General features: G+C 66.8%; 15 protein-coding genes. 9 read left to right on the top strand and 6 right to left on the bottom strand.

All coding sequences use genetic code 11. The features are described from left to right. Window positions 1-119 precede the first annotated feature (119 nt). Complete coding sequence (locus tag KDG50_14090) at window positions 120-1,235, top strand: SGNH/GDSL hydrolase family protein (GenBank protein MCB1866543.1); 1,116 nt, start codon at window positions 120-122, stop codon at window positions 1,233-1,235. A gap of 19 nt (window positions 1,236-1,254) precedes the next feature. Here KDG50_14090 and mutM read toward each other — a convergent pair whose 3' ends face one another. Continuing rightward, window positions 1,255-2,070, bottom strand: a complete 816-nt coding sequence (mutM, locus tag KDG50_14085) for a bifunctional DNA-formamidopyrimidine glycosylase/DNA-(apurinic or apyrimidinic site) lyase (protein ID MCB1866542.1) — start codon at window positions 2,068-2,070, stop codon at window positions 1,255-1,257. A gap of 166 nt (window positions 2,071-2,236) precedes the next feature. On the opposite strand from mutM, the gene KDG50_14080 reads away from it, so the two are divergent. After that, window positions 2,237-4,201: a hydantoinase/oxoprolinase family protein gene (locus KDG50_14080; GenBank protein ID MCB1866541.1), complete on the top strand. Its 1,965-nt coding sequence runs from the start codon at window positions 2,237-2,239 to the stop codon at window positions 4,199-4,201. Window positions 4,202-4,296: 95 nt separating this feature from the next. Here the strand turns inward: KDG50_14080 and rpmG are convergent, their stop codons facing one another. The 3 genes from rpmG to radC form a co-directional block, all read right to left on the bottom strand. Further along, a complete protein-coding gene (rpmG, locus tag KDG50_14075; GenBank protein MCB1866540.1) occupies window positions 4,297-4,464 on the bottom strand; it encodes a 50S ribosomal protein L33 in 168 nt (55 codons plus the stop codon). 30 nt (window positions 4,465-4,494) lie between these two features. Next, entirely contained in the window at window positions 4,495-4,731 is a 237-nt protein-coding gene (gene rpmB / locus KDG50_14070; protein MCB1866539.1) for a 50S ribosomal protein L28, read from the bottom strand. A 99-nt stretch (window positions 4,732-4,830) separates the two neighbouring features. Then, entirely contained in the window at window positions 4,831-5,526 is a 696-nt protein-coding gene (gene radC, locus KDG50_14065) for a DNA repair protein RadC (GenBank protein MCB1866538.1), read from the bottom strand. A 122-nt stretch (window positions 5,527-5,648) separates the two neighbouring features. Between radC and coaBC the strand changes: the two genes are divergently transcribed. From coaBC to argB, 4 genes are read left to right on the top strand one after another with little or no spacing between them, the layout of a single operon-like run. Further along, window positions 5,649-6,839, top strand: a complete 1,191-nt coding sequence (coaBC, locus tag KDG50_14060; GenBank protein ID MCB1866537.1) for a bifunctional phosphopantothenoylcysteine decarboxylase/phosphopantothenate--cysteine ligase CoaBC — start codon at window positions 5,649-5,651, stop codon at window positions 6,837-6,839. Beyond that, window positions 6,820-7,275: a dUTP diphosphatase gene (dut, locus tag KDG50_14055; protein MCB1866536.1), complete on the top strand. Its 456-nt coding sequence runs from the start codon at window positions 6,820-6,822 to the stop codon at window positions 7,273-7,275. Before coaBC ends, dut begins: the two co-directional genes overlap by 20 nt. A 10-nt stretch (window positions 7,276-7,285) precedes the next feature. Then, window positions 7,286-9,772, top strand: coding sequence for a phosphomannomutase/phosphoglucomutase (locus tag KDG50_14050; protein MCB1866535.1), 2,487 nt, complete (start codon window positions 7,286-7,288; stop codon window positions 9,770-9,772). Window positions 9,773-9,825: 53 nt separating this feature from the next. After that, window positions 9,826-10,713, top strand: a complete 888-nt coding sequence (argB, locus tag KDG50_14045) for an acetylglutamate kinase (GenBank protein ID MCB1866534.1) — start codon at window positions 9,826-9,828, stop codon at window positions 10,711-10,713. A gap of 38 nt (window positions 10,714-10,751) precedes the next feature. Here argB and KDG50_14040 read toward each other — a convergent pair whose 3' ends face one another. Next, window positions 10,752-11,756 (bottom strand): DUF4124 domain-containing protein, encoded by a 1,005-nt coding sequence (locus KDG50_14040; protein ID MCB1866533.1) that lies wholly within the window; start codon window positions 11,754-11,756, stop codon window positions 10,752-10,754. Between the two features lie 15 nt (window positions 11,757-11,771). Between KDG50_14040 and KDG50_14035 the strand changes: the two genes are divergently transcribed. After that, on the top strand, window positions 11,772-12,554 hold the full coding sequence (locus tag KDG50_14035; GenBank protein MCB1866532.1) for a sulfite exporter TauE/SafE family protein: 783 nt from the start codon (window positions 11,772-11,774) through the stop codon (window positions 12,552-12,554). Here the strand turns inward: KDG50_14035 and pyrE are convergent. Next, on the bottom strand, window positions 12,517-13,191 hold the full coding sequence (gene pyrE / locus KDG50_14030) for an orotate phosphoribosyltransferase (protein ID MCB1866531.1): 675 nt from the start codon (window positions 13,189-13,191) through the stop codon (window positions 12,517-12,519). The genes KDG50_14035 and pyrE overlap by 38 nt on opposite strands. Window positions 13,192-13,309: 118 nt before the next feature. On the opposite strand from pyrE, the gene xth reads away from it, so the two are divergent. Both xth and KDG50_14020 read left to right on the top strand, forming a co-directional pair. Continuing rightward, window positions 13,310-14,083, top strand: a complete 774-nt coding sequence (gene xth, locus KDG50_14025; GenBank protein ID MCB1866530.1) for an exodeoxyribonuclease III — start codon at window positions 13,310-13,312, stop codon at window positions 14,081-14,083. Window positions 14,084-14,151: 68 nt separating this feature from the next. Continuing rightward, on the top strand, window positions 14,152-15,459 hold the full coding sequence (locus KDG50_14020) for an MFS transporter (protein MCB1866529.1): 1,308 nt from the start codon (window positions 14,152-14,154) through the stop codon (window positions 15,457-15,459). Window position 15,460: the final 1 nt, after the last annotated feature.

Below are 15,460 nucleotides of genomic sequence, written 5' to 3'. Positions count from 1 at the left end.
AAGCGCACGTCAAGCGCCACGCCGCCGTGGTTTGCGCTCGCGCCGGCGCTGAACCGTGGTCCGATCACTGATAACATCGCGACTCCGCACGAATGCGTTTTTTCGGTTCTTGATTCGACATGCGCAAGCTCGCGTCGGTCTTGGTTGGTCTCGGCACTGCGTTTGTTGTGGTCGAACTGCTGTCGTCGGTGGTGTTGCTGTATCGCTACCGGTTCAGCCATCCAGGGCCCGACCGTTTCCAGCACGAGCCGAGTTCTCTTTCATCAGTGAATCTGGTGATCAAAGCCGCGCGTCTTGCGGGCCTGCTTGATTCCGTCGAGACCCGGACCGAGTACCGTCACCAAACAGTGCCCGCGCCATTTCGGATCGAGGACTCGGTCTATGGATATGTCGCAAACCCGGGCCGCTACCAGCACACCTATCAGCGCCGGGACGCAAGCGACGAGCCATGGCGCAGTTTTCGGGTTCAGGCCACGATCAATGCCGATCGCAGCCGCTGGACGGGCCGCGAGCCGCTGCCGGGTGCGCGAAACGTCTGGATACTGGGTGACAGCTTCACGTTCGGCAGTGGCGTGAACGACGAACAGACCTATGCGTTTCAGCTTCAGCATGCACGACCCGATCTGAACGTGCGGCTGTTCGCGCTGGGTGGCTACAGCCTGGCACAGGCCTACCTTCGGGTGCTGTCGCTGCGCGATCAGATCGGCGCCGACGACTGGGTGGTTCTGGGATACGCCGACTTCTACGATCTCCGACATGTGGCGGCACCGTCACATCTGAGAAGGGTCAACCGGTGGCGCACGAGGTGGAACGCCGATTCGGTGCAGTTGTGGTTTCGAGTGCCACGCGTGACATTGGATGCTGCCGGCAGTCCAGCTTTCGATTATGTGCTGGAGGATTGTGCCAACAATGCCGGCTATTGCGAGCAGGACGATCCAGAGCAGGCCTACCAGACCCGGGTGACGGCCACGCTGGTCAACGCCATCGCCGCGATGACGCCCGCGCGGGTCTTTCTTCTCCATTTCGATGGCAAGGCCGACAATCCGGTGTTTGCGCAGATCGATCCGCGCGTCGAGCGGATCTCGGCCCTGCCGGAGGACTTTGACTACTTCATCCGGGACGATGTTGAAGGGTTCGACGCCCATCCCGGGCCGTACTGGCACTACGCGATCAGCCGTAGGCTTCTCGATGCCCTGCCTGCGAAAAAGGCGCGGCAACAGGCGTCAGTACCGTAGCGCGACGACGTCCCGTTGGTCAGTGCTGACAGTGGGCGCAGAAGAAACTCGAACGCTGTCCGATGCGCTGTTCGCGGATCGGCGCACCGCACTCGGGGCAGGGCTCTCCGGCGCGATCGTAGACATTCAGCCGGATGCGGAAATAGCCCGGGCTGCCATCGGCGGCCGCGAAGTCGCGCAGCGTCGTGCCACCGGCCGCAATCGCTTCGCCGAGCACATCGCGCACCGCATGGGCGAGATCGGCGTAACGCGCAGCCGCGATTCGACCGGCGGCACGACGCGGGTCGATGCCGGACAAAAACAGCGCCTCGCTCGCGTAGATATTGCCGACGCCGGCGACGACATGCGAATCCATGATCAGGTTCTTCACGGCCACACGTCGACCCAAGGCGCACGCATGCAGCCAGGCGCCGTCAAACGCCGGATCGAACGGCTCTGGTCCCAGATCGCGGAGCAATGGGTGATCGTCTGGCGCTTCGCGTGTGAAGTGCACGCTGCCGAAGCGTCGTGGGTCCCGCAGCCGCAGCGCCGAGCCGTCGTCGAACTGGAGCTCGAAGTGATCGTAGGGCCCCGGATCAGCGTCGGCTGGTGACACCCGCAGCGATCCGGACATGCCCAGATGCACGATCAGCGTGCCGCTGCCCGTATCGATCAGCAGATATTTCGCGCGCCGACCGACTGATTCGATCGTGCGGCCGGCGAGTGTCTGTGCAATGTTTTTCGGCACCGGCCAGCGCAGGCGCGGCTCGCGCACGATCACCGCATCGATCCGTCGCCCGACGACGAGCGGGCGGATGCCACGGCAGGTGGTTTCGACTTCGGGCAGTTCGGGCATGGCGGCGCGTGATGGTATCAGCGTTTCGGTATCTCCCGGCTGGCAGGTTGTTGAAAAAGGCCCGTCCATGGCCTTTTCAACTTCGCAACCGAAAAGCGCGGTTTTCGGACGAGACATTCCTGTCTCGCGATAGACTCACGGCCGTTCCCAGTTCGGCAAAGCTCGCATGCGTTGGTTAGGTATCGACACCGGCGGCACGTTCACGGACTTCGTGCTCTACGACGGTGAGAGTTTGCAGACCTTCAAGTGTCTGTCGACGCCGCATGCACCCGAGCAGGCGATCCTGACCGGGGTGCGCGCGCTGCTCGGCGATGCAATGGATTTCGCGATTGTCCACGGCAGCACGGTCGCGACGAATGCGGTGCTGGAAGGCAAGGGCGCGCGCACGGCCTTTGTCACCAATCGCGGCTTCCGCGACCTGCTGACCATCGGTCGCCAGGCTCGCGAGCACCTCTACGACCTGCAACCACCCGTCGTCGAAGCCCCGGTACCGCGCGAACTGTGCCTTGAGACGGCCGGGCGACTCGACGCGACCGGAAACACGCTCGAGCCCTTGACGGAGGCCGCGCTCGAAGCGCTTGCCCAATCCGTCCGCGCTAGCGGCGTCGAGGCCGTGGCGGTATGCATGCTGTTCGCGTATCTGGACCCGACGACTGAACAGCGGATCGCCGCACGGCTCGCTGCCGACGGTCTGTTCGTCTGTCACTCCGCCGCCGTGCTGCCGCAGATGCGCGAATACGAGCGCGGTATGGCGACCTGGCTGAACGCGCGGGTCGGACCGCTGATGCAGGGTTACATCGGTCGGCTCGGTGCGGCGCTGCCGGACGTGCCGCTGGCCGTCATGCAGTCCAGCGGCGAGACCATGGATGCCAGGCAGGCCGGCCGGAATGCCGCGCGCCTGCTGCTCTCGGGTCCTGCGGGCGGGCTGGTCGGTGCCCGCAGCGTGGCGGCGGCTGCCGGCGCGGAACGCGTCCTGAGTTTCGACATGGGTGGCACCTCCACCGATGTCGCACTGATCGACGGCGCGCCATCGATCACCAGTGAGGGCCGGATTGGCCGCTACCCGGTCGCCGTGCCCATGGTCGAGATGCACACGATCGGCGCCGGCGGCGGTTCGATCGCGCGCGTGGATGCCGGCGGCATGCTGCTGGTCGGCCCCGAGTCCGCCGGGGCCGATCCGGGTCCGGCCTGCTATGGCCGTGGCGGGTTGCTCGCGACCGTCACCGACGCAAACCTGGTGCTCGGACGCATTCCGCCACAGGCGCGCCTGGGCGGCAGCCTGCAGCTGGATATCGATGCCGCCCGCACGGTGGTCGCAGGCGTCGGCAAGACGATGGGCATGACGCCGGAAGATGCGGCGCTCGGCATTGTTCGCATTGCCAACGCCCATATGGCTCAGGCCCTGCGGGTGATCTCGGTCGAGCGCGGCGTTGATCCGCGCACATTCTCACTGGCCGCATTCGGCGGCGCCGGCGGGCTGCATGTCTGTGCGCTGGCCGACGCGCTTGGACTGACCGAGGCCCTGGTGCCGGCATATGCCGGCGTGCTGTCTGCGCTGGGCATGCTGGCGGCGCCACCCGGCCGCCAGCTGACGCAGGCCTTTTCCGGCGACCTCGCCGACACCGACCCCGTTGCGGTCGATGCCGGGCTTGCGAAGCTCGAACAGCAAGCCCGCGCCATGCTCGTCGCCGACGGAATTCCGGACTCGGCGCTGGTCGCGGAGCGCCGGCTGGACCTCCGCTATCGCGGCCAGTCATTCACGCTGGATCTCGCGTGGAACGGCGCGGCAAGAACGCAGGACGATTTCCACACGCTGCACGCGGAGCGCTACGGACACGCACTCGCCTATGCTGTGGAAATCGTGAACCTGCGGGTCCGCCTGACCGCGCCGGGCCGGGCGCTGCACTGGGGCGTGACGGGACGTGGAGGCGGCATGCCCCTGGGCAAGGCCTGCTGCCACGGGCTGGATGCGCCGGTGCCCGTTTACGAGCGTGGTGCGCTGGCCGGCGGGGCGCCGCTTCAGGGGCCGGCCATCGTGCTCGACGAGGTCGCCACGACCTGGCTCGCGCCGGGCTGGACCGCGCGGCTGCACGGCAGCGGCAGTCTGCTGCTGCGGGGCGAACGGCCTTAACGACAACGAGTTCCAGCGTCCGCCGCCGGCCGCACGCGGGCACAAAAAAGCCCGCGCGCGGCGGGCTTTCCTGAAATCGTCGTTCGCGTGAAGGGCTACTTGATCTTGCCTTCCTTGTAGACCACGTACTGGCGCACGACGGGGTCGTACTTGCGGAACTCGAGCTTGTTCGGCGTGTTGCGCTTGTTTTTCGTGGTCGTATAGAAGTGACCCGTGCCGGCGCTCGATACGAGTTTGATCTTTTCGCGTGCGGATTTGGCCATGGTCGGCTACCTCGGATTAAAGCAGGAGCGTCAGACGCGTTCGCCGCGGGCGCGGATTTCGGCCAGCACGGCGTCGATCCCCTTCTTGTCGATGATGCGCAGCCCGTGCGAGGACACCCGCAGGCGCACCCAGCGGTTCTCGCTGGCGACCCAGAACCGGTGCTCGTGCAGGTTCGGCAGGAACCGCCGCCGCGTCTTGTTGTTCGCGTGCGAAACGTTGTTCCCGGACATCGGCCCCTTGCCGGTGACTTGGCAGACCCTGGACATCTGTTGAGACCCTCGAAACCGCGGACTAGAAGCCGCAAGACACAGTGAAGCCCGCCATTCTCTCAGAAGCCCCGGATCGGATCAACGACCATTCGGCGCTCAAATCCATCCCCGCTCTGCAAAAGACGCGGTTTCGCCATCGCCGACCACGAGGTGATCGAGCACCCGGACCTCGACCAATGCCAGCGCGGCCCTGAGGCGCTCGGTCAGGGCGCGGTCGGCGGCCGAGGGTTCGGCCACCCCCGAGGGGTGGTTGTGGGCGAGGATCAGCGCCGCGGCATTGTGCGCGAGCGCACGTTTGACGACTTCGCGCGGGTGCACACTGGCACCGTCGATCGTTCCCCGGAACAGTTCCTCGAACGCGATCACGCGATGCCGGTTGTCGAGATACAGGGCCGCGAAGACCTCGTGCGGCAGGTCGCGCAGACGCGCGTGCAGGTAGGCGCGGGTCGTCTCGGGGCTGGTCAGGGCGTCACCGCGGCGCAGCGTCTCGGCGAGGTGGCGCCGGCCGATTTCCAGTGCGGCCTGCAGCAACGCGAATTTGGCCGGTCCGAGCCCGCGGGTCGCGCCGACCTGGTCCTGCGGGGCCGTGAGCAGTCCGCGCAGGCCACCGAAGCGTTCAAGCAGTTCGCGTGCAAGGTCCACGGCGGTCTTACCGCGCGTGCCGGTGCGCAGGAAGATCGCGACCAGTTCGGCGTCGGACAGGACTTGCGCGCCGTGGCTCAGCAGCCGCTCGCGCGGACGTTCCGTGCTGGGCCAGTCGCGGATCGAACGCTTGCCGGTTTGTGTTTCCATGCCGGGTGTCAGCCTAGAACGGCGGCGCGTGTGGCGACAGTCCGGGGACGACCTTCTAAGCACCGGCCTACAGGCCGATCCGCTATAGTCGCACGCAAGCTTTTTAACACAAGGACCGCTGCATGCGGATTCTGCTCGGGGTCAGTGGCGGCATCGCGGCGTACAAGGCCGCCGAGCTCGTGCGTACCCTGCGCCGCGCCGGCCACGAGGTGCAGGTCGTCATGACCGCGGCTGCCGCCGAGTTCATCGGTCCGATGACCCTGCAGGCCCTGTCCGGTCACCGCGTGCGTGGTGCGCTGTTCGATGCCGAGGCCGAGGCCGCGATGGGGCATATCGAGCTTGCACGCTGGGCCGAGCAGGTCGTCATCGCACCGGCCAGCGCGGACCTGATCGCGCGTCTGGCGACCGGCATGGCCAATGATTTGCTGACGACGCTGTGCCTTGCGACCCGCGCGCCGCTGTTGCTTGCGCCGGCGATGAATCACGTCATGTGGGCCAACGACGCAACGCGCGAGAACGTCGCCCGGCTGCGCGCGCGCGGTGCGCTGATCCTCGATCCCGATTCCGGCGAGCAGGCCTGCGGCGAGGTCGGTCCCGGGCGCATGCCCGAGCCGGATGCGATCGTCGCGGCGATTGCCTCGCCGCGCGTCGGGGCGCTTGCGGGTGTGGACGCGGTGATCACGGCCGGCCCGACCCGCGAGCCGATCGATCCCGTGCGCTTTGTCTCCAACCGCAGTTCCGGTCGCATGGGCTATGCGCTGGCCGAGGCCGCGCGCGACGCCGGCGCGGCCGTGACGCTGATCAGCGGTCCGGTGGCGCTGCCGCCGCCGCGCGGTGTCGAACGGGTGTCGGTCGAGACGGCCGCACAGATGCATGCCGAAGCGCTGGCGCGCTGCGCGGGTGCGGGTCTGCTCATCGCCGCTGCCGCAGTCGCCGACTATCGGCCGGGCGTGGTTGCGGCACAGAAGCTGAAGAAAGGTGCCGGAACCGCCGCGCTCGAACTCGAATCCACGCCGGACATCGTCGCCGCAATCACGGCGCTCGATCCGCGGCCCTTTGTCGTTGGTTTTGCGGCCGAGACCGAAAACCTCGTCGCCAACGCCCGCGGCAAGCTCGAACGCAAGGGCATGGACATGATCGTCGCGAACCGTGTCGGTCCCGGTGTCGCGGGTGGATTCGAGTCCGAGGTCAACGCCGTTACGGTGTTGTGGCCCGGCGGTGAAACCGAGCTATCATTGCAGCCAAAGCCGGAACTGGCTCGGCGGCTGATCGACCTGATCGCGCGCGAGTTGCATGCAAGAAATAGAGCTTAAGATTCTCGACCCGCGTATTGGCGATTCGATCCCGCTCCCGCATTACGCCACCGACGGCGCTGCGGGTCTGGACCTGCGCGCCTGCCTGGATGCGGATTGCGACCTGCCCCCGGGCGCGACGGAACTCGTTCATACCGGCCTCGCGATCCACATCGGCCGACCCGATCTCGCCGCGGTCATCCTGCCGCGCTCGGGCCTCGGCCACAAACACGGGATCGTGCTCGGCAATCTCGTCGGACTTATTGATTCGGATTATCAGGGCGAGTTGATGGTCTCGGTCTGGAACCGTGGCCATGACACGTTTGTGATCCGCCCGGGTGAGCGCATCGCGCAGCTCGTGATCGTGCCGGTCGTGCATGCACGGTTCGTGACGGTCGACGAGTTCACGCCGAGCGCCCGCGGCGCAGGCGGCTTCGGCCATACCGGACGACACTGAGCGGGGCGCCATGAAGGGAATTCGCTTCTCACGGAAACGGCCGGCGCCTGCCGCCGCGGCACAACGGCTACGGGCGCGGACCAGCGTCGCGCGCGTGGCGTTCTCGACCTTCGTGCTCACCGCCCTGCTGTTCGTGCTGCTCGGCATGGTGTTGCAGTGGCTGAACGCCCGTGAACACGAGCGCGTGCAGGACGATGCGGCGCGCGCGATCGCCGTCGCGGTCGCGCAGCAGGTTTCCGATAGTTTCGGTTTGCTGGCGGGCAACGCCGCCCAGCTTGCGGCGGATCCGCTCGCCGTTGTCGCGCTGCGCGACGGTTCGCCGGCCGCGCTCGCCCAAGCTGAGCAACAGCTCGCCGCACGCGCCGTCCAGGTTGGCCGTGTTCATCTCCTGCCGCCGGAAGTCGGTGTTACGCCAGACCGCGCTGCGGGCGACTGGTTTGGCTACGCCGCCGTGGATCTGGCGCGCCGCGCCCAGCGCGGCGCCACGCCGCCGTTCGAGGTGCATCTGTACGGCGAGAGCACGCGCCGGGTCGTGGTCGCGCGGCCGGTTCGTGATGGCGGCAAGCCGATTGGCAGTCTGCTGCTGATGTACCCGTTCGACTATCTGAAGAGCGCGGTTGTCGCCCCCGCCGGCGCGGGTTTGCCGGTGGCCATCGTGCAGGGCGAGTCGAATGAACTGGTGCGCACGACGGCGGGCAGTGTTCGCGGAGCGGCGCGCAATCGGGTGGATATTCCGGGGACGAGCTGGTCGGTGGCCTGGGGCAGCCTCGCGGCGCGCGAGAGCGTCGCCGAGCTGCTGCTGTTCTGGGGGGCGCTCGTGGCCGCGCTGCTGCTGATCGGGCTGGCGACCTATCTGCAGTTCGCCCAGCTGCGCCGCCATATCCGTGCCGACGGCGCCGGCATCGTCGGCATTTTCGATGATGCGCTCCGGTTGCGCCTGCACGAGAACTACCCGGTACGTCTGACCGAATTCACGCCCGCCTACCAGCAGCTGCGCGACCGCGCCCGTGAGTACGTCGTCAAGCGCCGCAAGAGCCAGCGCGCGGCACCCGAGTCCGATGCGATGCCCGCCATCGAAGCGCCGGCGTTGGACCTGCTTGAAGAAGGTGATTTCGACCCCGTGCGCATGCTGCCGGTGCATGTCCTGCGCGACAGCGCGATCTGCGGTCTGGCCGATGAGTTCGTGACGCCCGAGGGCGCGTTTCTGATCGGGCAGGCCGTTGGCAGCGAGGCCTACGAGCGTGGCCAGAACGAGGTTTTTGTTGCGCGTGACGTGCGTGAGTCCAGCGCCGTGCTTGCCGATGCCCTGATCCGCGGCCTGCGCAAGTCCGGGCGCACCGCGATCGATCTCGGCGTCGTGCCCGCGCCGCTGCTGTATTACGCGACGCTGGCGGCGAAGCCCGAGACCGGCGTCATGGTCGGCGGCGGCAATTCGCCGCCGGAATTCAACGGCTTCGAGGTCGTTCTGCGCGGTGAACTTCTGACCGCCGACGCATTGCAGTCCCTGCGCGGACGGGCGGTCTCCAAGAACCTGTTGACGGGCGACGGCGCGCTGCGCAACGAAGACCTGGGCGAAGCCTACATCCAGCGCGTGGTGCAGGACGTTGCCCTGGCGTCGCGGCTGCGCGTCGTCGTGGATGCGGGCAACGGCGCGACTGGTGCTTTGGCGGAGCGGCTGTATCGGGCGCTCGGCTGCGATGTCGTGCTGATCAACGGCGAAACCGATCCGGCGTTCCCCGCGCGCGGGCCGGATGTCGGAGTGCCGGCGCACATGGCGTCGCTGGTGCGCGCGATCGGCAAGCGGCGTGCCGATCTGGGTCTGGCCTTCGATGCCGCGGGCAACCGGCTGCTGGCCGTCGACAAACTCGGAAATGCCGCGTTTGCCGACCGGGTGTTGATTCTGTTTGCCTATGACATCCTCGCGGCAAATCCCGGCAGCGATGTCGTGTTCGACCCGCTGTGTTCGCGCTATGTGCCGACCGAGGTCGTTTCCAGCGGTGGCCGGCCGGTGCTGGCAAACGGCGGTTTCGCAGCCATCCACGAGCGCATGCGTGCAACCAAGGCACCGCTTGGCGGGAGCTTCGACGGGCGCCTGCTGTTCGGCGACCGCTGGTTCGGCCTGCCCGACGCGCTGTATGCCGGCGCGCGATTGCTGGAACTGCTCAGTGCGGACGATCGCGGCTCGGCCGACTTCTTCGCGCAGGCCCCGCAGACGGCTTCGACGCCCGAGTTTCGCATCGCCTTCGACGAGGGTGAGGTCCAGGAATTCATTGCTGCGCTGGAACCGGAGGCGCATCTGCCTGGCGCACGCATCACCCGCGATTACGGAATCAAGATCGAGTTGCCGCGCGGCTGGGGCGTCGTGCGTCCCTGCGAGGCGACCCCCTGTATCGGCATCCGCTTCGAGGCGGATAATGCCCAGGCGCTCGGCGAGATCGCCGGCCGCTTCAAGGCCATGCTGATTGCCGCCAATCCGCATTTGCCGATACCGTTCTGATCGGCGGCCGGCGGGCCGCTTGCCGACCACCTCTTCAACACCCGATGGCGAACATGATTCAAGATGACCCGCGCGCGATTGCGCGCGTACTCGGTGAGGCATTGCCGTACATCCAGCGCTTTGCTGGGCGCACCATCGTGATCAAGTACGGTGGCAACGCGATGGTCGACGAGGGGCTGAAGTCGAGCTTCGCGCGCGACATCGTGCTGCTGAAACAGGTCGGCATTCACCCGGTCGTCGTGCACGGTGGCGGGCCGCAGATCGGCCGGCTGCTCGAGCGCCTCGGCAAGCCCAGTGAATTTGTGCAGGGCATGCGGGTGACCGATGCCGAGACCATGGATGTCGTGGAGATGGTTCTCGGCGGTCTCGTGAACAAGGAGATCGTCAACCTGATCCATCGCCACGGCGGCAATGCGGTGGGTCTGACCGGCAAGGACGGCGACCTGATTCGTGCACGCAAGCTCGTGCTCAAACCCAGCGCGCCGGAGTTGAAGGCGTCCGAGATCATCGATCTCGGCCATGTGGGCGAGGTGGCCTCGATCGATCCGGAGGTCGTGCACATGCTGGTGCGCGGCAACTTCATCCCGGTCATCGCGCCGATCGGCGTCGGCGAGGACGGCGCGTCCTACAACATCAACGCCGACATCGTCGCCGGGCGCATGGCCGAGGTGCTCGGTGCCGAGAAGCTCATGCTGCTGACCAACACCACCGGCATCCTCGATCGCGAGGGCAAGTTGCTGACCGGGCTTAAGGCCGCTGCCGTGGATGCGCTGATTGCCGATGGCACCATCCACGGCGGCATGCTGCCGAAGGTTCGCTGCGCGCTGGATGCCGTGCACGCCGGCGTGCGCAGCGCGCACATCATCGACGGTCGCGTCGAGCACGCCGTGCTGCTGGAGATGTTCACCGACCACGGCGTGGGCAGTCTGATCCGCGGCTGATCCCGGCCCGATCGCAGCCGTCGTGCGCGGATCGGCGATCAGTGCGTGTTCAGCGCGTCGCGATAACGGGCGAGAAACGGGTCGACTGCGCGGTCGCAGTATTTGCGACCGGCATGGGTGTCGCGACAGCGCACGTCCAGCATGATCTGCCCGCTTTCACCCTCTTCGGCATTGAGCCGCGCGAGGATCACGCCGAGCCCGTCGTCGTCGACCGGGCGCTGGGTCATCAGCACAACGCTGCCGTTGAGGTCCACTGGCGGCAGGTTCTGCGTTAGAACGAACGCCCGGGCCTGGTTCCATAACGTGTCGCAAGCGCCGATATCGGCGCATTCGGTGATTTCGATTGCGGCACCCCAGGCGAGATCGGCGCCGCCGGCGCGATCCTTCTGACCGTAGATTTCGCGTAATTGCGCAAGGCGCGCGCGTTGCATGGCGGCATCGGCCTGGATCGCTTCTCGCGCGCGCTGCTTTTCGAAGGTCTGCGCGGTGAGCTGTTCGATCTGGCGGATCAGCGCGGTGATCTCGTCGCGCAGCGTGTTGCTCACGCCGCGTCCTTCGCGCTCGTCCGCGGCGGCCTTGGTTTCCTGATCGTTGCGCAGCGCGCGCAGCCGTTCGATCGAGCGTTCGATGCGGTGCACGTCGGCGTCGACGATCTCCATGCGATTGTCGGCGACGCGGTCGACATCGGCCTCTGAGCGGAACGTGCGCAGCAGGGTGACGTCATCCTGGCGCTGCGCGCGAACCACGGCGATCACGCGCTTGCGCAGGCGGTCCAGTTCGGCGGCGCGTTCGCGCTCGGCCAGCGCGCCGGCCGGGTCGACCCGCTGGCGGGTCAGGCCGCGCGCATCCAGCACGCTGCGCGACCGGTTGCTCTGCTCGGGCGGCAGGCGATCGCTGTAGTTGATCTGGCCGGTCTCGTCCTCGAACCGATAGGTCGCGGCGAGCGCGGGCAACTGCGCTGCAGCCATCGTCGCCGCGAGCGCAAGAATCATGTGCATCGCTGGCGCACGCTTGGGCGGGTGCCGGTCCAGACGGTTTTCCATCGCCCGATTATAATCATGCGGCCGCGCCGGTCGAGTCGGGAATGTGAATCCTTGGAACACTTGCTGCTCGCCATCGTCGCGCTGATCGCCAATGCCTTCTCGGCCCTGGCCGGCGGTGGCGCCGGTCTGTTGCAGCTGCCGATCCTGATCTTTCTCGGCCTGCCGTTTCCCGTGGCGCTGGCCACGCACAAGATCGCGGCCGTTGCGCTGGGCGTCGGTGCCACGGCTCGCCATCTGCGCGAACGGCGGCTCGAGTGGCCGTTCATCACGTTTGTCCTTCTGAGCGGGCTGCCCGGAGTCGTGATCGGGGCGGTTTTGATCCTGCATGTTCCGGATCGCACGGCCGAGGTCGCGTTGGGGTGTCTGACCCTTGCGTTGGGCATCTATTCGCTGTTGCGGCCCGCGCTCGGTCAGCAGCATGCGCCCACCCACCGCGATACCCGCGGTTTTCTGCTCGGCGGCGCGGCGCTGTTTGTCATTGGTGTGCTGAACGGGTCGCTGACCTCGGGCACGGGCCTGTTCGTCACGCTGTGGCTGGTGCGCTGGTTCGGGCTGGATTACCGCCGCGCGGTCGCCTACACGCTGGTGCTGGTCGGGCTGGCATGGAACGGCGCGGGGGCCGTGACGCTGGCGAGCCTCGGCACGGTGCGCTGGGACTGGCTGCCGGCGCTATTGATCGGCGCGTTGACCGGCGGCTACCTCGGCGCGCACTGGTCGATCGTCAAGGGCAACCTGTGGATCAAGCGCAGCTTCGAGGTCGTCACGCTCGCGGTTGGCGCGAAACTGGTGATTGGCTGACGCCGTATTGCCCGCGGTAGGCCTCGATCGCCGGCAGGTGGGCGGCGAGTTGCGGCTGATCCCGTGCATACTCGATCAGTGCATCAAGGTCCGCGACCGCAATGACGTCGATTCCTTCGGTCTCGCGCAGTTCCTGGATCGCCGAGCGTTCGCCGGTGCCGCGCTCCTGGCGGTCCAGCGCGACGGCGAGCGCGACGGGCTCGGCGCCGGCCGCGCGCAGTTTTTCGATCGAACCGCGTGCCGCAGTGCCCGCGGTGACGACATCATCGATGATCAGCACGCGCCCGTGGACCGGCGCCCCGACCAGGCTGCCGCCCTCGCCATGGTCCTTGGCTTCCTTGCGATCGTAGGCGTACGGAACGTCACGTCCGTGGTGGTGTTCGAACGCCAGTGCGACGGCGGCCGCGAGCGGGATGCCCTTGTAGGCCGGGCCGAACAGGAGATCAAACCCGATGCCGCTCGCGACGATCGCATCCGCATAGCAGCGTGCGAGTTCGCCAAGGGAGGCGCCGGAGTCGAAGCGGCCGGCGTTGAAAAAGTACGGGCTGAGACGCCCGGATTTCAGTTTGAATTCGCCGAAACGCAGCACGTCACGGGCGAAGGCGAGATCGAGAAAGCGGCGTTGGTGGTCGAGCATTGCAGGTCGTCCGGCGATCGGGAGCCCGGATGCTAAGCTAGCCGGCCGTCGAATAACAGCGCGAGCGGCCTCGCGCGCAGCGAGAACCGTGTCCGACCGCCCCAATGCCAGGCGCGCACTGCGCGTGATCACCGTGAACGTCAACGGCATCCGTTCGGCGGCGCGCAAGGGTTTCTTCGACTGGCTCGCCACGCAGGATGCCGATGTCGTCTGTCTGCAGGAAATCAAGGCGCAGACCGATCAGCTCACCGACGCCGTTTTCTTTCCCGCCGGCTATCACTGTCACTATCACCCGGCGGAACGGAAAGGCTACTCGGGGGTTGCGATCTTCTCGCGCGAGCGGCCGACGAAGATCATCACCGGCCAGGGCTTTGACGAGTTCGACCCCGAGGGGCGTTACATCGAGGCGCAGTTTCCGGGGCTGTCCGTGGTCTCGGCCTATCTTCCCTCGGGTTCGTCGAGCGACGAGCGGCAGGCCGCGAAGTTCCGCTATCTCGGACAGATGACGGAGTATCTGAAGCTGCTGCGCCGGCGGCGGCGCGAATACATCCTGTGCGGCGACTGGAATATCGCGCACCGGGAGATCGATCTGAAGAACTGGCGCTCGAACCAGAAAAACTCCGGTTTCACGCCCGGGGAGCGCGCCTGGATGGACGAGCTGTTCGGAACGCTTGGATTCGTCGATGCGTTCCGCGTCGTGGAGCCGCGCGCGGAGCAGTACACCTGGTGGTCGAATCGCGGCCAGGCTTGGGCCAAGAACGTCGGCTGGCGCATTGACTATCACGTTGTGACGCCGCGTCTTGCCGGCGCCGTCGAGCGCGCGGCGATCTACAGGGATGAGCGCTTTTCGGACCATGCGCCGCTGACAATCGACTATCGCCTGCCCACGTGAGCGAGCAGGCAGAGCGCGCCACCTGGGTGGACGCCTGGCGTCTGTACACGCGCCCGCGCGTGCTGGCCATGCTGTTCCTGGGCTTCTCCGCTGGGCTGCCGCTGCTGCTGGTGTTCGGCACGCTCTCCGCCTGGTTGCGCGAGGCCGGCGTAGACCGCACGACGATCGGCCATATCTCGTGGGTCGCGCTGCTCTACGGGCTCAAGTTCGTCTGGGCGCCGCTGGTCGACCGGCTGCGCATTCCGTGGATTTCGGGTCGGCTTGGGCACCGGCGCGGCTGGATTCTGCTTGCGCAGGCCGGCGTCATCGCCGGGTTGGTGCTGATGGCCCGCAGCGACCCGCAGGCCGACCTCGAGTGGATGGTCTGGGCCGCGCTGCTGGTCGCGTTCGCCTCCGCGACCCAGGACATCGGCATCGACGCCTGGCGCATCGAGGCGGCACCGGCCGACTGGCAGGGCGCGATGGCGGCGACCTATCAGATCGGCTATCGGGTCGGGATGATCGTCGCCGGCGCGGGTGCGCTCTACATTGCCGAATATGCCTCCTGGCAGCTTGCCTATCAGACCATGGCCGTCATCGCACTCGTTGGCGTCGCGACGACACTGGTCATCGGGGAGCCCGAGCGCCGTATCGAGCGCGACACCTGGCGCGCGGAAGAGCGGGTTGTCGCGTATCTGCAGTCGTCGACCCATCCGCCGAATGCATGGCGATCAGTCTCGGCGTGGTTCATCGGCGCGGTGGTCTGCCCGTTCACGGAGTTTTTTTCGCGCCATGGCCGCACCGCGCTGTTGATCCTGCTGTTCATCGGGCTGTTTCGCATCAGCGACATCACGATGGGGGTCATGGCGAACCCCTTTTATATCGATGCCGGCTACTCCAAGGCCGATATCGCCAGCGTCACGAAGATCTTTGGCGTGGTCGTGACGATGGTCGGCGCGGTGCTGGGCGGTGTGCTGACGCTGCGCATCGGGGTGTTTCGCATGTTGTTCGTCAGTGCGCTGCTGGTTGCGCTGACGAATCTGATCTTCGCCTGGCTTGCGACGCAGGGGCCGCACATCGCGTATCTGGTGCTGGTGATCAGCGCGGACAATCTCGCCGGTGGCATGGCGGGCTCGGTGTTCATTGCGTTCTTGTCCGGCCAGACCAACCGCGCATACACGGCGACGCAATACGCGCTGTTCAGTTCGCTGATGCTGCTGCCGGCCAAGTTCGTCGGCGGGTTCGCCGGCGCCGTGGTCGATGCCATCGGCTATCCGATGTTCTTTATTTACGCGGCCGGGCTCGGTTTGCCGGCGTTGTTGCTGATCGTGCTGCTGGCGCGGCGTCTCAAGCCGGACGGAAGCTCGACGCGCCAGGACGATGCGAAGCTTGTCTAGA

The organism is Chromatiales bacterium, from assembly GCA_020445605.1.
GTDB lineage: Bacteria > Pseudomonadota > Gammaproteobacteria > JAGRGH01 > JAGRGH01 > JAGRGH01.
Note: the sequence above shows the minus strand (reverse complement) of the source record. Positions and strands in the feature narration are given on the sequence as shown.

Excerpts from the sequence above, each read along its gene's own strand:
- argB (MCB1866534.1), top strand. The coding sequence starts at position 9,826 with ATGATTCAAGATGACCCGCGCGCGATTGCGCGCGTACTCGGTGAGGCA.
- rpmG (MCB1866540.1), bottom strand. The coding sequence starts at position 4,464 with ATGGCCAAATCCGCACGCGAAAAGATCAAACTCGTATCGAGCGCCGGC.
- KDG50_14020 (MCB1866529.1), top strand. The coding sequence starts at position 14,152 with ATGCTGTTCCTGGGCTTCTCCGCTGGGCTGCCGCTGCTGCTGGTGTTC.
- KDG50_14035 (MCB1866532.1), top strand. The coding sequence starts at position 11,772 with ATGCGGCCGCGCCGGTCGAGTCGGGAATGTGAATCCTTGGAACACTTG.
- KDG50_14090 (MCB1866543.1), top strand. The coding sequence starts at position 120 with ATGCGCAAGCTCGCGTCGGTCTTGGTTGGTCTCGGCACTGCGTTTGTT.
- KDG50_14080 (MCB1866541.1), top strand. The coding sequence starts at position 2,237 with ATGCGTTGGTTAGGTATCGACACCGGCGGCACGTTCACGGACTTCGTG.
- radC (MCB1866538.1), bottom strand. The coding sequence starts at position 5,526 with ATGGAAACACAAACCGGCAAGCGTTCGATCCGCGACTGGCCCAGCACG.
- KDG50_14040 (MCB1866533.1), bottom strand. The coding sequence starts at position 11,756 with ATGGAAAACCGTCTGGACCGGCACCCGCCCAAGCGTGCGCCAGCGATG.
- mutM (MCB1866542.1), bottom strand. The coding sequence starts at position 2,070 with ATGCCCGAACTGCCCGAAGTCGAAACCACCTGCCGTGGCATCCGCCCG.
- dut (MCB1866536.1), top strand. The coding sequence starts at position 6,820 with ATGCAAGAAATAGAGCTTAAGATTCTCGACCCGCGTATTGGCGATTCG.
- KDG50_14050 (MCB1866535.1), top strand. The coding sequence starts at position 7,286 with ATGAAGGGAATTCGCTTCTCACGGAAACGGCCGGCGCCTGCCGCCGCG.
- coaBC (MCB1866537.1), top strand. The coding sequence starts at position 5,649 with ATGCGGATTCTGCTCGGGGTCAGTGGCGGCATCGCGGCGTACAAGGCC.
- pyrE (MCB1866531.1), bottom strand. The coding sequence starts at position 13,191 with ATGCTCGACCACCAACGCCGCTTTCTCGATCTCGCCTTCGCCCGTGAC.
- rpmB (MCB1866539.1), bottom strand. The coding sequence starts at position 4,731 with ATGTCCAGGGTCTGCCAAGTCACCGGCAAGGGGCCGATGTCCGGGAAC.